16 protein-coding genes and 2 pseudogenes are annotated in these 16,652 nt (G+C 49.9%); 5 read left to right on the forward strand and 13 right to left on the reverse strand.

The window, feature by feature from the left end:
• Nucleotides 1–17: 17 nt before the first annotated feature.
• Nucleotides 18–764 carry a YqcI/YcgG family protein gene (locus tag LIW51_RS37510; protein WP_227380947.1) on the forward strand — a complete coding sequence of 249 codons (747 nt, stop codon included), beginning with the start codon at nucleotides 18–20 and terminating at the stop codon, nucleotides 762–764.
• Between the two features lie 91 nt (nucleotides 765–855).
• Here the strand turns inward: LIW51_RS37510 and LIW51_RS37515 are convergent, their stop codons facing one another.
• Both LIW51_RS37515 and LIW51_RS37520 read right to left on the reverse strand, forming a co-directional pair.
• Entirely contained in the window at nucleotides 856–1,092 is a 237-nt protein-coding gene (locus LIW51_RS37515; protein ID WP_227380948.1) for a hypothetical protein, read from the reverse strand.
• A gap of 114 nt (nucleotides 1,093–1,206) precedes the next feature.
• A complete protein-coding gene (locus tag LIW51_RS37520) occupies nucleotides 1,207–1,548 on the reverse strand; it encodes a DUF7718 family protein (protein ID WP_227380949.1) in 342 nt (113 codons plus the stop codon).
• 270 nt (nucleotides 1,549–1,818) lie between these two features.
• Here LIW51_RS37520 and LIW51_RS37525 point away from each other — a divergent pair, with 270 nt between their 5' ends.
• Entirely contained in the window at nucleotides 1,819–2,106 is a 288-nt protein-coding gene (locus tag LIW51_RS37525; protein ID WP_227380950.1) for an HVO_A0114 family putative DNA-binding protein, read from the forward strand.
• Nucleotides 2,107–2,276: 170 nt separating this feature from the next.
• Here the strand turns inward: LIW51_RS37525 and LIW51_RS40340 are convergent, their stop codons facing one another.
• Nucleotides 2,277–2,459, reverse strand: a complete 183-nt coding sequence (locus LIW51_RS40340; RefSeq protein WP_227380951.1) for a hypothetical protein — start codon at nucleotides 2,457–2,459, stop codon at nucleotides 2,277–2,279.
• Between the two features lie 580 nt (nucleotides 2,460–3,039).
• On the opposite strand from LIW51_RS40340, the gene LIW51_RS37535 reads away from it, so the two are divergent.
• A complete protein-coding gene (locus LIW51_RS37535; protein WP_227380952.1) occupies nucleotides 3,040–4,266 on the forward strand; it encodes an orc1/cdc6 family replication initiation protein in 1,227 nt (408 codons plus the stop codon).
• A 632-nt stretch (nucleotides 4,267–4,898) separates the two neighbouring features.
• On the opposite strand, the gene LIW51_RS37540 is transcribed toward LIW51_RS37535, so the two are convergent.
• From LIW51_RS37540 to LIW51_RS37560, 5 genes and pseudogenes are all read right to left on the reverse strand, one after another.
• Entirely contained in the window at nucleotides 4,899–5,288 is a 390-nt protein-coding gene (locus tag LIW51_RS37540) for a DUF8115 family protein (RefSeq protein ID WP_227380953.1), read from the reverse strand.
• Complete coding sequence (locus LIW51_RS37545) at nucleotides 5,281–6,129, reverse strand: ParA family protein (RefSeq protein WP_227380989.1); 849 nt, start codon at nucleotides 6,127–6,129, stop codon at nucleotides 5,281–5,283. Before LIW51_RS37545 ends, LIW51_RS37540 begins: the two co-directional genes overlap by 8 nt.
• A gap of 219 nt (nucleotides 6,130–6,348) precedes the next feature.
• Nucleotides 6,349–6,705 carry a MarR family transcriptional regulator gene (locus LIW51_RS37550; protein WP_368411929.1) on the reverse strand — a complete coding sequence of 119 codons (357 nt, stop codon included), beginning with the start codon at nucleotides 6,703–6,705 and terminating at the stop codon, nucleotides 6,349–6,351.
• A gap of 124 nt (nucleotides 6,706–6,829) precedes the next feature.
• Nucleotides 6,830–7,138: pseudogene (locus tag LIW51_RS37555) on the reverse strand (SDR family NAD(P)-dependent oxidoreductase); the annotation flags it as partial.
• A gap of 91 nt (nucleotides 7,139–7,229) precedes the next feature.
• On the reverse strand, nucleotides 7,230–7,616 hold the full coding sequence (locus LIW51_RS37560; protein ID WP_227380954.1) for an FAS1-like dehydratase domain-containing protein: 387 nt from the start codon (nucleotides 7,614–7,616) through the stop codon (nucleotides 7,230–7,232).
• Between the two features lie 427 nt (nucleotides 7,617–8,043).
• On the opposite strand from LIW51_RS37560, the gene LIW51_RS37565 reads away from it, so the two are divergent.
• On the forward strand, nucleotides 8,044–8,826 hold the full coding sequence (locus LIW51_RS37565; RefSeq protein ID WP_227380955.1) for an enoyl-CoA hydratase/isomerase family protein: 783 nt from the start codon (nucleotides 8,044–8,046) through the stop codon (nucleotides 8,824–8,826).
• 282 nt (nucleotides 8,827–9,108) lie between these two features.
• Here the strand turns inward: LIW51_RS37565 and LIW51_RS37570 are convergent, their stop codons facing one another.
• The 3 genes from LIW51_RS37570 to LIW51_RS37580 form a co-directional block, all read right to left on the reverse strand.
• Nucleotides 9,109–9,720, reverse strand: coding sequence for a hypothetical protein (locus LIW51_RS37570; RefSeq protein WP_227380956.1), 612 nt, complete (start codon nucleotides 9,718–9,720; stop codon nucleotides 9,109–9,111).
• Between the two features lie 168 nt (nucleotides 9,721–9,888).
• On the reverse strand, nucleotides 9,889–10,056 hold the full coding sequence (locus tag LIW51_RS37575) for a DUF1931 domain-containing protein (RefSeq protein ID WP_227380957.1): 168 nt from the start codon (nucleotides 10,054–10,056) through the stop codon (nucleotides 9,889–9,891).
• A gap of 104 nt (nucleotides 10,057–10,160) precedes the next feature.
• Nucleotides 10,161–11,420, reverse strand: a complete 1,260-nt coding sequence (locus tag LIW51_RS37580; RefSeq protein WP_227380958.1) for an MFS transporter — start codon at nucleotides 11,418–11,420, stop codon at nucleotides 10,161–10,163.
• 286 nt (nucleotides 11,421–11,706) lie between these two features.
• Here LIW51_RS37580 and LIW51_RS37585 point away from each other — a divergent pair.
• Nucleotides 11,707–12,088, forward strand: a pseudogene (locus LIW51_RS37585) (transposase); the annotation flags it as partial.
• Between the two features lie 452 nt (nucleotides 12,089–12,540).
• Here the strand turns inward: LIW51_RS37585 and LIW51_RS37590 are convergent.
• Together LIW51_RS37590 and LIW51_RS37595 are read right to left on the reverse strand one after the other, a co-directional pair.
• Complete coding sequence (locus LIW51_RS37590; protein ID WP_227380959.1) at nucleotides 12,541–13,284, reverse strand: DUF7344 domain-containing protein; 744 nt, start codon at nucleotides 13,282–13,284, stop codon at nucleotides 12,541–12,543.
• Between the two features lie 1,123 nt (nucleotides 13,285–14,407).
• The gene (locus LIW51_RS37595) at nucleotides 14,408–16,147 is read right to left on the reverse strand and encodes an alkaline phosphatase D family protein (protein ID WP_227380960.1); all 1,740 of its coding nucleotides are present in this window, start codon (nucleotides 16,145–16,147) and stop codon (nucleotides 14,408–14,410) included.
• Nucleotides 16,148–16,652 lie beyond the last annotated feature (505 nt).

Below are 16,652 nucleotides of genomic sequence, written 5' to 3' on the forward strand. Positions count from 1 at the left end.
CCAATGATATCACAACCATGAGTGGGGCAGGGCTACTGCTTGATCAAGCCGAATTACAAGACGCGATAGAAACGGGAGAGCTGCTCGCGTGGAAGAAAAAGAGATATCTTGAGTTCAGGAAGACGATGCGGGATACTCGTTATCCATGTCACTTTGCGGTAAACGCTGAACGTAACGATTCTGCTCGTTACCTCTTCGCTGGGGATGCTCGCGATCGTGATGCGCTTCTTAAAGTGAGAGAGGGATTGCGACAGTATCTCCAACGGTACCAGTCGATAGCTGAACAAACAACCCTGGTGATATTTTTTAAGCCTACCACCGGAGATCAAAGTGAACGGGAATACCGTGATCAATTCTGGAGGGTTCTCGAATTCCTGAACGAGCGGGATCCGGAACCATGGCCTAGCGACGTTCCTGCGGACCCGAATGATCCCGAATGGGAATTCTGCTTCTCTGGAGAACCGATGTTCATCGTTGGGCGCGCTCCGTTCTATTTGGATCGAAGGAGTAGGTATACGCCATACGGACTCGAAATAACGATCCAGCCACGTAGAATACTTGACGATATTAGCGGTGATACAATGGAAGGCCAGCGTGCTCGTTCGATCATCAGGGATCGGTTAAAGGACTATGATGATATCGCTCCTCATCCTGACATTGGAGACTATGGCGACCTCAACACTCGAGAATGGGAACAATATCTACTTCCAACATCGAACGAGGAGAGTTTGAATGAATTTCCCTTTGAAATAGAGACAAAATAATTGTATACATGGCTGATTAGTTGATCAAGCAAAACAATTCCATCGACGCAACACATGATCCATACTTACCCCACTGACGAGGTCGTCTTTGCTATTCAGCTCCGTAATCAGTGAGTCGGAGCTTTCCCTCCACTTCGTAGAGATGGCCTTTCATGTACAGCCGTTCGACGATATCCTCGGCAGCAGGCCGCTCAAGATCTTCATCTTCCTTGAGAATTGCATATGCTTGCTCGTAGGTGAGCTCCCCCTCATCCGGGAGTCTCTTCGCGAGCGCGTCAAGTGCCTCTTGGGCAAGGGGCGTGAGTGGCGATTCGCCATCAGAAACCATCGGTAGTACCGAATCTGCGTTCGCGATTAGTAAACCCTCGGATAGCAATGGTCGGATAGAACCTTCCGCTGACCGAGGGAGATATGCTGGCAACTATACTCCTATCTACAACAGTCACTCTGACTCGTGGTTTTCGAGATAGAGTCGAACATACCGACGCCAATTGTCCGCGAGATGGTCGTCTGCCTCATAAACGGTCGAGATACCGATATCAAAATCCTTCCTTTCTGCACCCTCTTCTCGGTAGTATCGATCGATATGGATAGATCCTTTGTCGTGCTCAGAATTATCGATTTTCGCGATTTCGATGCGCTCGCCATTTGCGCGTTCGTAGAAGAGAACTGCTGCAAACGACTCGACGGTATTCAAATTCGGATCCGCCCGGACACCAATCTGATAGACTCGCGTGTGGTACTGGCCAACCTCATAGCTATAGACAAATTCGGATTGCGTCATAGAGAAACACTGTCTCGGAATGTGTGCGAACGGAGACGTCGCAGTCTCATACTGGCTCATCTATGGCCGACCGGATTAGTCATTTCGATTAAATCGAGGGTTGTAGCGCAAATGAGAGGGTGAATCCGTATACACGCGAGCACCACCAACAGTGATTAGTAGTTGTGGCCACTACACAACAGTAAGAATATCACCATGTCCGAATCCACACGATCGGATACACTCTCGACACCGGCCTCGGAGCAATCACGTCGTGACCGCCGAAAACAGATGGCACGAGCGCTTGCTCGCGGTGGAATGGAAGGCGTCCATGTCCTGAGTCATGAAAGTGCGGCTGAAATCCTCACTCCAAAACGACGCGATCTCATCACATACCTCGCCGAGAACGAGATTGTGTCAGTCCGTGATCTCGCACGACAACTCGATCGCGATAAGGGGCAAGTTAGTCGTGACCTCGAAACGCTGGCCCGCCATGGCGTGATCAGCTTCGAAACGGATGGACGTGCCAAGAAGCCGTACCTGCAGCACGAACACGTTGTTGTCGAACCGATTGTGTGATGTCGCTCCGTCTACATTTCCGATGACTATCGGAGATCAATACTCACAGAGATACAGTAACGAGTCGATTCCACATCAGTTCAAATAGATCTCATGCCCATTGACCGCCACACCATGCAAAATAAAGAAGAGTTCGCGACGACGATCAGGCTCTATGTTCTCGGTGAATCTCACTCGGGAAGGCCGCAGAACGCACCAGTGTTACTCGCTGGGAGATGGAGGAAATTCTCCAGGATGCTGGCGTTGAGATTCGTCTCGGTCCACAAACCAAAGACGATCTTGACGACGAAGTTGACGTCGCCATCGATGTTGAATGAGCAAGCCGTTCTCTCGCCCTCTTTTCCTTGACGCAACAGTACCGAGTACCACCTCGGCTTCCTCTCTAGCGAAACCACACCACCCTTGCACGTGAACGAAAGCAAAGCACCATGATCAGAACACACCATTCTTGCATGTGAACAGCACCGCGTGACCAGTTCAGAGAAGGTACTGGAGCCAGAGAGACACCACTCTTGCAAGTGAATCTCGTCACGGAAAGGAGGGTATAGAGGAGAAATGCATCGAGACCACCGATACATCTGAACGAGAAGGCAAAATCATACAACCAACTAACAAAAGAAGCAGTCGCACACCACTGCTGTAAGTGAACTCGTGAACGACTCTTCGTATTGGGCTAAGAAGACCACTTCGTAGAAGCCACAACAGATCCCGTGAATTCCATGAATACACGTTGTGTATGGTTTGTCTTCACTTGAACAGGTGGTGTGTTAGACGTTATGTCAACGCTTTAGTTGTAATTGTGCACTGTTGTTCTCTTACTAGACTCTCTCTTTCTAGCTTCACTTGTAACAGTGGTGTGTGTCTGTGCGAGTGTTCACTTGAATCAGTTGCAACCATGGTTTTATATGGATGAGAGATAAGTATTGAACCAGAATGCGGCGGTTCACCCGAAAACAAAATATTTTCACAAACAAGGACGCGCTCAACGAGTCCTATCAACCCGAGCGTATCCAAGAACGCGATGAGGAGATCGACGCGTACATGAACGCTCTACAACCCGTCGTCGACGGGTGGGAGCCGAACAATATTTTTGTATACGGGAACACAGGAGTCGGGAAAACTGCCGTCACCGATTTCCTCCTTGATAGACTTCGGGAAGACGTTGACCAGTACGACGACATTGACCTCCATGTTCTCTCCCTCAATTGTAAAACGCTCAACTCATCGTATCAAGTTGCTATTGAATTGGTAAACGAACTCCGACCTGAGGGGGCCGAAATCAGTTCAACAGGATATCCACAGCAAACGATCTTTAAAAAGCTCTACACAGAACTCGACAAGCTTGGGGGAACTGTCCTCATCGTCCTTGACGAAATTGACTCTATCGGCACTCGTGACGAGCTTCTCTATGAGCTCCCTCGTGCCCGATCAAATGACAAGCTCACCGAGACGAAAGTCGGTCTAATTGGTGTGAGCAATGATTTCAAGTTTCGAGATCGACTCGATCCTCGTGTTCAGGACACACTCTGTGAGCGCGAACTTCATTTTCCGCCGTATGACGCGCCTGAACTCCAGAATATTCTCGAATCTCGTGTCGATGTTGCGCTAGCAGAAGGATCCCTGGAAGATAGTGTCCCACGTCTCTGTGCTGCTCTTGCTGCGAAGGATAGTGGTAGTGCTCGTCAAGCACTTGATCTCCTTCGACTTGCAGGTGAGCATGCTGAAAACAGAGACGACGACATCATCACAGAATCGCACGTCGAGGCAGCAAAAGAAATGCTTGAACAGGAGCGTGTTGAAGAAGGGATGCGAGAACTAACCGTCAATGGCCATTTTGCTCTTCTAGCAGTCGTTTCCATGGCTGCAAAAGATGATACACCATGTCGTACCCGACGTATCTATGAGGAGTATACTAACCTTTGTCAGTTCGCAGGCGTCGATCCGCTCGCTCAGCGTTCCGTACATAACCACCTATCTGATCTTAGAATGCTGGGTATATTGACTGCTGAGGAGAATCGGAGTGGTTCCCGTGGAAACTACTACAGTTATGCACTCGATGTTCCGTTCTCCAGTGCGCTATCTGCGCTCTCTGATGTGCTGTCTTTAGAAGACACGTTGACGAAGTTAGAAACGCTTGCAAAGGAAAACAACGTCGCGTAGGTCCGATCTTCACTTGTAATAGTGGTGTCTGACGGCGGTGAGTGAATTGTATTAATTCGATGAGCTAGAGATCCACACTCCTATTGGTTTAGGCCGTGGAAGGCGGTTCTGATCATCTATATGTACTCTTCAATATTCGCTTAAGAGGCGAACCACGATAATTGGAACAATCACTATCTATGTTTTCATATCTGTATTCGAATCCAAATACATATACGTATTCGTATACGGGTTTTTGGCTTCGCTCAGTCGAAGTACTGGTGTTCAGTTGCCGTCTCATTTGCATACTGAGAAATGTAAATGATAGGGATCTACTGAAGACTCATATACCCACCGTCGAACTCTGTGAAATTTGGTTGACGATTTATTATTTTTGCATCTTTCAACTGGTGTTAGCGCCATGGGTATAGTGGATCCCCGCGCTTGCTCAAGTCTCTACTCGTAATCGTATTCGTATATGAATACGTATATGATTCATGTTCTGGTGGTTCTATTCACCTAGTTTCAGCACTTGTTTTCATCTATCTATTCTAATAGTAGTATAGGATTATCTATCTAAATTTAATTCGACAAATAATATCTATATTCGTCTGCGGATGCACATATGAATACGTATACGGATTCGTATATGGTCAGAATTGGTCGCTTGCGTACTGTGCCTTTGCGTCTCCGGCAGCTTCAATGACGTCTGGTGCTGCCTGCTGCAATCCGACACGAATTGCAAGTCGTAATAGTTCACTCCGATCTATTGTTCCACTGTCGTCCCGATCCAATTCATTCCGAAGCGTCTTCCCGACGGCTTGGAGATCATCGGAATGAGTCTCCAACCCGTAAACGAGCGCGGCGATGTTTTCGTCACGGAGCGAAAGCGTCTTCGATCGTCCTTCGCCAATTTCCTCAAACGAGTTTATAATCGCGTTTGTTAGTGTGTTCTCTTCTTTCTTTTCGCGCTCTGTTTCTATCCGATTGCTTTTTTCTGTGTTCGCGCGCAGTTCGTCTAAACTGGGTTCAGAGTCACTCATGAGTGCCTCCATTGAGGCGTGTGGCAAGCGTTTGTGCGTTTTGTACGTATGCATCGCGTGCACGTTCGGCCGTTCTCGACAACTCTTCGAGAGCAAAGACCGTACTACCGTCTTCTTGTGCGTTCTGAATATCCTGTGAGCTCGGTACATGTTCCCCGATCGCCTCTGGATACTCACTCGCGAATGCATCGAGATACTTCTGCCCGAGGTTCGTCCGTGTGTCGACCTCATTCGGAAGTACCAGCGTCAATTCCACATCGATATCAAACGTCTCCTCAAAGTTCTTGAGGTCTGCTTGAAGCGCACTCGCTTGCTCGGATTCGAATGGTCCTGGGCGTGCAGGGGCGATAACATGTTGAGTCGCCCAAATTCCGTTATATGTTACGTTGTTCGTAAGCCCCGGGAGATCGATGAGGACCACATCATATTTGTCATCGACAAATTCATCCAGAAACTTGTTCAACCGTGAATACCGGTCTTCTGTGTCCTCAATATTGTTGAGTTCACTGTCTAGCGTGTCGAGGCCTTCATGTGCGGGAATGAGATCCGGGCCTTCGCCAGTTTCCCAGACGAGATCTTCGACAGCATTATCGAGCTTTTTCGAGATGAGTTCCCACTCGTCGGCGAACACTGTTGAGATATTTGGCCAATCGTCTTCTTCGGCTTTAATCTCTCCCCAGAGTCCAAATTGCTTCGCGAGGTCACCTTGCTTCCCGGCCAAATCGATGAGGAGGACATCATGTCCTTTCTCGGCTAGTGCAACGCCAAGGTGAGCGATTGCGGTCGTCTTGCCTACGCCTCCTTTATCCAAGAAGGCACAAGCACGCATTGTCTCTGCCATATATGCATCTGAATACGTATTCGCATATGCATATGAACTTACGTCAGACAGACGCAAGACAAGTCTAATAGATTCTACAAAACTTCTCTAAGTCGTTCACCCTAAATCCGAACGGATTTGGGTAGCTGCTACAGACGAGAAATAATCTTGGCAACCTTCCCACACCTAAGTGATCAATTACGAACAAAGATGCGATAGCTGGTTCATAGCCGCATCCACCTATGTGTCCAGCTCGCGTTGAAGCCACTCCGAAGTTTCTTCGAGTGGTTGAGCGACATGAAGATACTTGACGTCACCGTTGGAGACAGTGCGCGGGTACCGAGTAACCAACTCCTGTTCATACAGCGGTTTCAGTTGTTTCCCGAGGGTACTCTGATCGCGGTCGAGAATTTCGGCAATTTCAGCGATCGTGCTCTGGGGATGGTCGAGAACGGTGAGGTATACACGGAATACTGCTATATGGACTCTACAGACCGTGGCCATCATCTCCGTGAGTTCCAAATCAGTCTGAGTGATCGGGCCTGTGGGTCCACGAAGGTGCGGGACCGTATAGTCGCTCGTCGGTGTCGTCAGCATACGGCATTCTCTCGGGCGCTTCGAGGAGTTCGAGGTATAGTCCCCAGTCCACTCGACAATATACGTAGCTCAATCCCTCTGTCGGCCCATCGTCAGTTGAGACTGGCTCTCTCAATGCCTAGCTTAACCCGTCGTGCCACTCCTCGTCAGAGATTTCGAGAAGGTCTCCAGACGTAGGGTGGCCTGTATTGTTTACCACCGCGTCGATACGGCCGTACCGCTCGTAGGTCGTTTCAACAAGAGCCGCTAAGTCATCCGAATCCGTCACAGAGCCTTCAAACCCATCCCCACCGAGTTCGTTCGCAACCTCGATGGCGCTTCCCGATCTTGACAATAGAACCGGCGTGTACTTATCTTCGTTCAGTTTCCGTGCACAAGCCTCACCAATACCGCTTCCTGCAGCAGTTACCACTGCGATTTTCCTATCGGTCATCCTTGGAATAGGTGGACGGCGTGAATAGATATATGACCTGCTATCGCAGGTTTCTGCCCAGGCCTGTTTTCACTTGGCACCGTGTGACCCGTTAATTGTCTTTCCAGACAATTCCTTCAACCGCTGCGGTCAATACAGTCTCACCATCTGCGTTCTCACAAACAATATTCGACGTGAATTCGTAGCGATCATCTCGTTCCACGACTGTATCGTACGTTGATCGACAGGTAATCGGTTCACCGGTATAGACGGGCTGATGGAATCTGAATTCCATCGTCCGGGCTAATACTTGGTTATCACTGCCCATTTTCGTGGGCATGGTTGCAGTTAACAACCCCTGGACCATTACTCGACCATCCTCATCTGGTTCTGTATGTCGGGATTGGCTGTCTCCGGAGAGTTCTGCGAACTGCTGCACATCCTCAACTGAGAACGTTCGCTCGAACGTTCTTGTTTTACCCTCAATTGGCTGAGTCATAGGAATCTACATCTCTACTGAGAATTTCGCCATAGTAAAAGTAGTGGTGAAGTGGATGGCTTGAATATGGTACGAACTCTTAGAACGCCACGTATTCAGCGTCTAAAGGAGCTGATGATTATGTGCTCTGTATCGAACGGGTGGACGAGTTCTTGAGAACAGGGCTGTCTCGTTTCTCGGTGTGACAACGACACATGTTGTCTTCCAACGAATGTCACGATTACCGTACTATGAGTGGCCTGCCTACGACTCAATGCCTCTCTATGGTCGGAGTTCGATTGGTGCATTTGAGGAAGAGGTTCGGCACGTTGCGGCCGTCTGGTTCAACCATGGTTCGCAGTTCCGAATAGCTCCGAGAAACTACTATTCTGGAACCTCTAAATCGGTTGTAGTATTATATAAGTCGCGGTTTCTGAACTAGCCAGTGATGAGTGTAACACTCACACAGGAATCCGACCGGCCGCACGTTGCTCACCTTCGCATCGATGCTAACGAATTGAATCTCCTCTCGTTGGAGCTCGCCGATGAGATCCGGGAAACAATCGAATCGACACTGGCTGAGATATCCGTACTCACAATAACGGCTCGACAACCGGACGACGGCGTGCGGGGTCTAACTGCTGGATTGAACCTCGATTGGGCACAAGACCTCACTCCACACGAGGGGCAGGATCTACTATACGCGTTCTATAACATGATTCAGGCGATTCGAGAGCTTGAGGCGGTTACTATCTGTGGATGCGGGAATTACGCCCTTGGCGTCGGCTTCGAACTTGCGATGGCTTGTGAATTCCGCGTCGCGACTGAGAACGCAACACTGGGTCTTCCGGAGGTAAACGTTGGTCTCCCTACAGTTATCCACGGCGGGTTACTTGTTCGGCTTGTCGGTGAGGGGGTTGCAAACGAACTGATTTATAAAGGTGATCCGATCGACGGTACTCGCGCGCTGGAACTCGGGCTCGTGAGTGATTCCGTTACGGCTGATGAATACGCCGAGACGATGGATGACCTTGTCGAGGAGCTTGCAGCAAAGAGCCCCCGTGTGATGGCGCTTCAAAAGCGCGTGATGAAGCGACTTCGATCGAATGGCCTTGAGTCGGGAATGTATAGTAGCATTGCCGACATCGGTCGGGCCTTCGGAAGTCCCGATCAACAGGAAGCGATAGCGGCGTTTCTCGAAGATCGAGGGCCCAAATTCGAACATTCTTGAGAGCTGTACAAGTTGAGAGCGGCGCGCTCAATGCATGGGAGTGTGCGGTTGGAATCAACACCGGCCATGTTTTCACAAATAGACTCTCCAAAAGCAGTCAATCGACGCTCAATCACTCTGCCGGTCAATCATGGCTGGGTGAAGAGTAGAGGTGTGGTTGTGGGGGAGAGTTCCGGTTTCCGGTCACCGGCAGAGCGTTTGTTTCAGATGTGTTGTTCGTGAGTCAGCTGTTAGACATGTGCCGCGAATGTAGCAGGGAACCCGCTCAGTCGGGCGATGCGCTCAGTGACCGCCCAAAATGCTCAATAGCCGCCGAAGAAGCATCTGGAGCTCTTTTGACGATGGTCCACCACCGTATACCGAGACGGTATCGACGCCGGAGTAGCCGTGTTCACCGGATTCGTCACGTTCCCAGTAGAGCCAAACGGTGTCGTCCCCATTGTCGAGCCCTGTCTTTCCAACTGGGAATGATAGCGTGAGGACTTCGGTCGTTTGCGTTTGGTCACCGTGCCCTGTGGTCGTTGTCGTGACCTCCCCGTCGCCGGTCGGTCGAGCACCCTTCCCGTCGTCGAGTGCGCTTCGAGAGCCAAGGCGATACCTCGCATCCCTCTTGGTCGGATCAAAAGTCTCGCGTTCGCCGTCGGAATTCAGGAACTCCGAGGGGTGGACCGCGACCGAAACGTGGTCGTGTTCGTCGAGGTCGATGAAGTTGTCTTCATTTCCGGGTTGTACGTCGATATCCAACTCGACCGGGAAATGCGCGGCTGCCACGCCACTGAGTGCAGGGATAGCGGCTACACCAGCTCCAATGCCGACCGTTCCTTCGAGGAACCGACGACGGCTGAGGCCATCGAGGACACGCTGCTCTGTCAGAGGAGACGTGTCTTGTGACATAGTCCGAGCATCGCTACCGAGGGTACGCAAATATTGATTCTGGTACAATCGACGAATTCACACAGCAGCCAGACAGTCACTGAAACATGGATTTCTGTGAGGGGCATCACTCTGTGTAAGCCGAAGTGTTTCATCCATGCTCTTTACCTCTCGTGTTAGAACGAACCGCTACAAATCGCGCGCTTGAACGGTCTTGCGATCGTTTTCTTCGGCTCGCCGGGCAGCGTTGTCGAGAACCGTTGCAACTTCCTCATCGAGTGCATCGTAGAAGTCACTCGCAACATTTTGTCCTTCGAGCTGTTCTTTCACTGCGGATTTGACAATCAAATCAACCATACAAACACCCAGAGGGTAGAATACTACAAAAAGACAGCGGCAAAATTGTCGAGAAAGGACCATCGCTATACCAAAAGCTCGCAATTTAACCGATGTAACTTCTATCACCACTGTGTGAGTGCACCCCGACCATACGTGTAGCTAAGAATCCCAACAAACAGCCCAATTCCAGTCAAGGACGCGACTGCACCAGCATAGAAGACCCACTCCATTCCTAGATTTGTCATGAGGAACCCACCGATAAGTGGCGCTATAATACTCCCAGGACGCCAGACGATTGAGCGGACACCAAAGCTACTTGCAACACCTCCACTATCCGCCCCTTCATCTGCAAAGAGTGCCATACTTGCGGGTTCACGGAAGCTATCTGCAATGCCAAGGAGCCCGTTCAATGCAACTAATGGAATGAATGCAGTCGATAATTTGCCAAGGAGTGGAATAGTAGCAGGGACTGGCAATGCAGCTCCGATAATTGGTGAGAATGGAACAAGCAGCGCGATAATGCCGTAGAGTCCCCCTCCGATGAAAATAAAAAGTGATCGACCGAAGCGGTCGGAGAGCTGCCCAAGATATGGTTGGCTAATCATATTCGTAAACTTCTCAGCCACGATGACCACACTAACCGCCACGGTACTATATGCGAGACCTCCCTTCAGAGCGGAGACACCGGCATAGATTGGGATCCAGGTTCGGATAAGTGTGACAGCAATTGCATACTGCGCACGAAAACTCGTAATAGTGAGGATGCGACGATTGACGGCTAGATCGGAAAAGGCAAACCCTTCCACACGAGTTGTGTCTGGTTCAACAAAGAGCCAAACACTCACAAAGGCGATGGAGATGATGATGACGAGGAGTCCAAACACGGCAGTAAATCCAAATACTTCGTACAAAATACCGGCACTAAGAGTACCAAGAATCGCTGCTGCAAATCGCCATGAATTCGAAACACCGATAATGTTTGCACGGCGCTCCCGAGGAGCAAGTTCACCGACCAACGCAAGGCCAAGCAAGCCCATGCCTGTGGCAGCGATTCCTTGGAACCCTCGAGTCAGGATGAACCCGACGCTCGAAGAAACAAACGCGAACGCCCCATAAGCGAGAATCCCAATTCCAAGACTGCCGAGGAGGACGGCACGTTTATCGTATCGATCGCCAGCCCACGCGATTGGAATGACAGCTATCGCCTGAGCCAGCGTGAGTCCAGTTGTGAATAATCCGATCACAACGCCCGAGGGATCGAATAAATTGATGTATTTCGGAAGAAGGGTGAGAAGAGTAATAAGGCCAAAACTGCTTGCAAAGCGGGTGAAATAGAGTGCATAGAGCTGCCGAGTTTCATGTGTCACTGGTTTTTGTTCCATTACGATCCGAAAAGGAATTTGGATTCCGGAGATCCATTCCTATTCTCAGTGCTATTGCGATAGCAGACGCTTTTAGGAAATAATCGTTGAGATATGATATAGAAGATGAGGAAACGCATACTGGGTGTTCTGGTCGGTTGTGAGAATAGCTTCAACGGGATGAACTTCCGCTTCTCTCATCGTTAGGAACCAGTCCCGACTGGGTGGAACGAGGATTAAAAGATCGTGATCGTCGCCGAGACACATTGATTCTGCACTCGTGATAGTATCTGGTGTACCAAACGGGCGGGACCAAGACCGGTACGAGACTGATCGGAAGCTCCATCTCGGGAAGAAAGAATGGCACGAGACGAGGCTGATCTACCGACGGAAAGAGAACTTTTAGCATGACGATCACCGGCAGTACCGGTGTTCATGTCCAACTGGGGTGGTAGCTTCCTCAGTGAGTATGGCTATCGGTGGGAGATCGAGAGCGGTTAAAAATCGATCAAGCGATTCATGGCCGCGACGACGTCGAAGGACTTCATACTACGATTCTTCTACTTCGCGTGTCTGCTCTACTCGATTTGCTCGTGCAGGTCGAGTTGACTGGTGAGTATGAACACTCGCCGCTAATTACAGCAGACAACACATTCACGCTGTTAATGAAGATGACCGGAATCGGGTAGAGTGCCACTCAGTCCGACCTAATGCTTCTTTTCCGAGTGGCAACACTAGGAGTAGTCTCGAGGAATCTCCGAAATAGTTGGTAACGCTACAAGAATGCGTGCTTGAGTGCCGATTTGAAGCAGTTCTTGATCACTGATCCGACCGAAACACGCATCATAGCTCTGCTAAACCCGTTGTAGTCTCAACTCCCACACGTTACTAGTTTGATATAGCGTTATAGAGTATATTGATTCAAATACTGTTGTATTTGCCTGATACAGACCTTTAGATGGGATTTTACACTGGAAGTGGTGGTGTCTGGGTTACTTCTCCTTTGAAGAATAAGCGGAAGTGGAACACCCCCGGGACCCCCGAATCGATCTGTGCGCGGTTCGTGGTGTATATTCACCAGTAGTCGTTCTATCGCACTCGCTCACTTCAAGCAGAGGGAGTTGCAGTTCAAAAGGAGCAGTCAATCGTTCGGCAGGAACGGCCGGTAGCGATCCAAGGCGGTGGATTGATTGGAGAGTGAGACCCAGTCCGCCTGCTGATCGTAGTCGATCAGACCGGCGTCCATCAGACGCGGGAGGTGGTCGTGATACAGGGACAGATACACCTTGAGCACCTGTTCCTCGTCGATATCACAGAGCGGCCGACCCTGTTCGCACTCGGCGACCTCGTCCGCCAGATCGGCGAGCGAGATACTCTCGTGCATTCGCAGTCGAGTCAAAACGATTCGCCGCCGGTGGTTCGCGAGGCATACAAGGACAACCTCGTCTTGCGTACGTTCTGCCTCGGCAGCCGTCGATCGGTCCACTTCTGCCGGGAAACGGTCCGCAGACGCGTAGGCGAACAACGCCTCGAACTCCTCTGGCGGTGCGTACCGAACGCCGTCCATCCTGTCTGCATAGGCGATGACTCCGGCCGACGCCAGTTTCGAGAGCAACCGATGGTGGAAGTCGATCCGCAGACGGATCCTCGCGTCGTCGGTGACCTCCGTATCAGAACCGATCGATCGACGGTAAAAGTGTTCAAAGAGCTCTCGCGTCTTCGTAACACCGTCCAGTTGTCGCTCGAGGATGGTAATCAAGCGTCGGAAGCGACAATCGGCGAGGAGTTCGAACCACGTATCGAGTCGTTTGGATGGGACGGTTACCGGGTTCAATTTCGCGCTGGTACGCCGCGCCTTGCTGTTTTCTACCCACGTTGAAGTCATAGTTGAGTGAATCCTTCGTTTCTCCAGTGGCTTCTCTATCCCGGTCGCAGTTCCTGATCTCTCCGCTGCCAAGGGGTATCTTACTATGAGAGGTACCCAGCATTCAATCGTACTCTGACGTCTATATAAATCCGTTTCTGGCGTACGATTTCCGTGCGCCTAGTGACGGACGTTATCTTGCTCGTTCGCGTAAGTATATACATTCGCAGAACAGTACATACCAACTTGATTTCCGACCGGTCAGACGGTTCAATCGGAGGGCGTTGGTCCATTTCTTTCCAGTCTGGGACTGTCGGACCACTGTACGATGTACTATCGTCGATAACGATTGTTTCCCTGTTATGTACGCATAGGTGTCACTTTAAGGTACACCGCTGTGGGGACTATATACGAGTAGGAGATTATATGAATAATGAGAAGGAGGTGATGGATAGGTTGTTGGTCACGGGTAGGGTGGGTAGTTGTGGGGATCGTTTGAAACACAGTTTCTTGGCTGCTGACTGTCTACTACTAAAGCTATTAAATACTAGATTGATACATACATTTCATCGTCGAGGCCTCCTCGCCACAGTTGGGTTTCCGCTTGGATCCATTCTAACGGACGGCTCCAACTCACTTATTGATCTTCAGGAGGTTACGGATCATACAGATATTCTCCAACCCTATTGGATGTCGCTGTCGTTGATCTCTGTTATACGGTCGCTTAAGAGGAGACAAAGGGGTGAAGTTAGGAGGAAGCGTCGTGGGATTTACCATGCTAGCAGTAGCGACGCTACCTCCTAATACTCACTTGACTTCCCCATCTTGAAGACTGCTATGAAATCTCAATAGTTGAATGTAGTCGAATTTTTGCAAGAAAAATAAGGCAAAATAACATCTTATTAGTGCTGATTCACAAACTATCAACTACATTGGTCAGGTCTCCTAACTATTGATTAGCTGTCTGATGCAGGGTTGCTTTTTTGGTGATGAAGACCCAAGCTAACTCTAATTTTCGCCAGACGTGCTTACCTCACTATATGCTGTTAGCCTCTATTTTGCTATGGATAGTGTAGGTTGTCAACTGTATTCCTGTCCTAAAAGACAAGGCTTTAGCCTCGAATTTCTGCCATAAAATTAAAGATTATAACTTCGATTCGAGCGAAAATTTGCCGTCAGGAACTCGGTATCGCGCCAATTTTTGTTTCTCCGCATTAGTCGAGTTTTCCTCTTTGTCGACTGCATAAATTGTAAACAGACAGTCTTCTCTCGAAAATTCGATGACCGAATACCCGTGTTTGTGCCAATTAACATACTCAAGATGGTCGTTTTCCTCTTTCGCGATTTTTGCCAATGCTTTTCGATCCCAGTCATCTGGAAAGTCTACCACATCAGCAGCATTCACACTTGTAATCGATGGGGTCATAAACTCGATACCAACGGTATCCCTATTCCAAGAAACGTCACCGTAGCCCGCACGTTGATAGCCAGCCATCGAACAGTGAAGATCACCAGTGAGGGTGATGAAATTCTGGAGGGAGGTATCATCGACGGTTTCCATTAGTTCGGCACGTTCAGCTTGGAACCCATCCCATGAATCATGAAGAAACTCGACCTGATACCATGTTTCTCCTGCGGTTACCGGCATCGTGAGTACTTCGTTCGCCCATGTCGTCCACCGTGCTGATGACCCAGAGAGAACCTCGGTAAACCACGCTTTCTGTTTGGTACCCAGCATCGTCCGATCCGAGAGGTCTTCGTTGGTGCAAGTGACGGTTCGGTTTTGGCACGGGGGGCCATCACGAAAGAGACGCTCATCAGTAAGGATGAGATCCACGAGGTCACCAAACTCGAACCGCCGCCAAAGCCTGAGCTGTTCGTGAAGGTCGTCCTTTGATGGATCGTACTCGACGCGCATTGGTATGTGCTCGATCCACGCTTGAATTCCATTCGCTGTGATTTCGATCGCAGTCGATGGTTCCGCGCCGTTTTCCTTGTTGGGAACGACCGGAGCATCGGTCGCATAATCCCAATATCGATTGTTTCCGATTTCGTGATCGTCCCAGCCAGCAATGAGGGTATGCTGTTCGAGGGCCGATTGGAGGTGGGAATCGGATTTGTACGTCTTGTAGAGGAAACGAAAGTCATCCAAGGATTCGGCGAGACTGGCGCCGCTCGGGAGATCGAAATCACGTCCCTCTTTGATACCCTCGGTGGGAGATACGTAAGCACCGTCGGATGATTCGTAGATAAAATCGCCGAGGTGCACGATGTAGTCGACGGATTCGTCTGCAATGTGCTCAAACGCGCCATAGTAGCCGTTTTGATAATCTTGACAAGTAACAACCGCAAACGAGAGGTCCTCGACGTGTTGTTCGGCGGTCGGCAACGTCCGCAGACGGCCTATTCGACTAGCTGTTCCATCGTACAAAAATCGGTAGTAATAGAAACTATCTGCAGCGAGTTCACCGTCCAAATCGACTTTAACAGTAAAATCCTGATTCGCTGAAACCGCCGTGGGTTCTATCGTTCCTTCTAAAACCGGATCGTCGAAGATCGGGCGCTGGTCGACCTGAACACCGACAGGTTGCTGTTCTCGGTATGCCGTTTCAGCGATCCGAGTCCAAATAATGGCACCTGAGTCGGTAGGTCCTCCGCTCATGATCGACTGAGGAAACGTTGCATCAGGGTCTGCGGTTGGTTCGTACGAAAAAGCCCGTCTGGAGCGATCAGGTTTTGGAGTCGTCGGTTGTGCGATTGTCCGGCTTGCAAGAAGGCTGGAGAGTCCACCTGCAACGGCCGTTCCAGCGATATTACGGAAAAAACCTCTTCGGTTGAATTCATGACGGAGGTTCATATTATTGGGATCCATAGAAACATCCAATAAGGACTCAACAATATAATTAATGAAATATCTATATATAGTAGTAGACAGAGACATTTTTCAACGTTTCATTAAAAGACAAAAAATACTATTACAGGAAACTATCGTTTAGATGAAATTACAGACGGTGATCCCCCTTCTTCAATGAGCAACGCAGGGGGCAAAGTAACCGAGTAGCGCTCCGATGTAGGAGTGGTACACACCGAAGAAGCGCCTATGGAGACTACGATCCCGACGGAAACCAATTAGGTTCCTGCACAGCGCGTCGTCGAAGTAGGAAGCCCCGCCCTCAAGGAGCGAGCGCAAGCGAGCTAGTAGGGACGGGGTAGTTCACTACCATAGTATCCACACGTGGTAGTTCCGAGAAGCCACTAAGTCCATTTTTGGAGCGGGAATTATACGATGAGCTAAAAATCATCGATCACTCGGTAACGGTGTACCGATCGATACCCCAGGGTGTGAATATCGCCAAGGGGTGTCTCAGGGTCGAGGGGAGGCTTTTTGC

The sequence above is a fragment of the Haladaptatus halobius genome (assembly GCF_020618475.1).
Lineage (GTDB): Archaea > Halobacteriota > Halobacteria > Halobacteriales > Haladaptataceae > Haladaptatus > Haladaptatus halobius.

Coding starts and splice junctions, on each gene's coding strand:
- LIW51_RS37510 (WP_227380947.1), top strand. CDS start 18: ATGAGTGGGGCAGGGCTACTGCTTGATCAAGCCGAATTACAAGACGCG.
- LIW51_RS37515 (WP_227380948.1), bottom strand. CDS start 1,092: ATGGTTTCTGATGGCGAATCGCCACTCACGCCCCTTGCCCAAGAGGCA.
- LIW51_RS37520 (WP_227380949.1), bottom strand. CDS start 1,548: ATGACGCAATCCGAATTTGTCTATAGCTATGAGGTTGGCCAGTACCAC.
- LIW51_RS37525 (WP_227380950.1), top strand. CDS start 1,819: ATGGCACGAGCGCTTGCTCGCGGTGGAATGGAAGGCGTCCATGTCCTG.
- LIW51_RS37535 (WP_227380952.1), top strand. CDS start 3,040: ATGCGGCGGTTCACCCGAAAACAAAATATTTTCACAAACAAGGACGCG.
- LIW51_RS37540 (WP_227380953.1), bottom strand. CDS start 5,288: ATGAGTGACTCTGAACCCAGTTTAGACGAACTGCGCGCGAACACAGAA.
- LIW51_RS37545 (WP_227380989.1), bottom strand. CDS start 6,129: ATGGCAGAGACAATGCGTGCTTGTGCCTTCTTGGATAAAGGAGGCGTA.
- LIW51_RS37550 (WP_368411929.1), bottom strand. CDS start 6,705: ATGCTGACGACACCGACGAGCGACTATACGGTCCCGCACCTTCGTGGA.
- LIW51_RS37560 (WP_227380954.1), bottom strand. CDS start 7,616: ATGACTCAGCCAATTGAGGGTAAAACAAGAACGTTCGAGCGAACGTTC.
- LIW51_RS37565 (WP_227380955.1), top strand. CDS start 8,044: ATGAGTGTAACACTCACACAGGAATCCGACCGGCCGCACGTTGCTCAC.
- LIW51_RS37570 (WP_227380956.1), bottom strand. CDS start 9,720: ATGTCACAAGACACGTCTCCTCTGACAGAGCAGCGTGTCCTCGATGGC.
- LIW51_RS37575 (WP_227380957.1), bottom strand. CDS start 10,056: ATGGTTGATTTGATTGTCAAATCCGCAGTGAAAGAACAGCTCGAAGGA.
- LIW51_RS37580 (WP_227380958.1), bottom strand. CDS start 11,420: ATGGAACAAAAACCAGTGACACATGAAACTCGGCAGCTCTATGCACTC.
- LIW51_RS37590 (WP_227380959.1), bottom strand. CDS start 13,284: ATGACTTCAACGTGGGTAGAAAACAGCAAGGCGCGGCGTACCAGCGCG.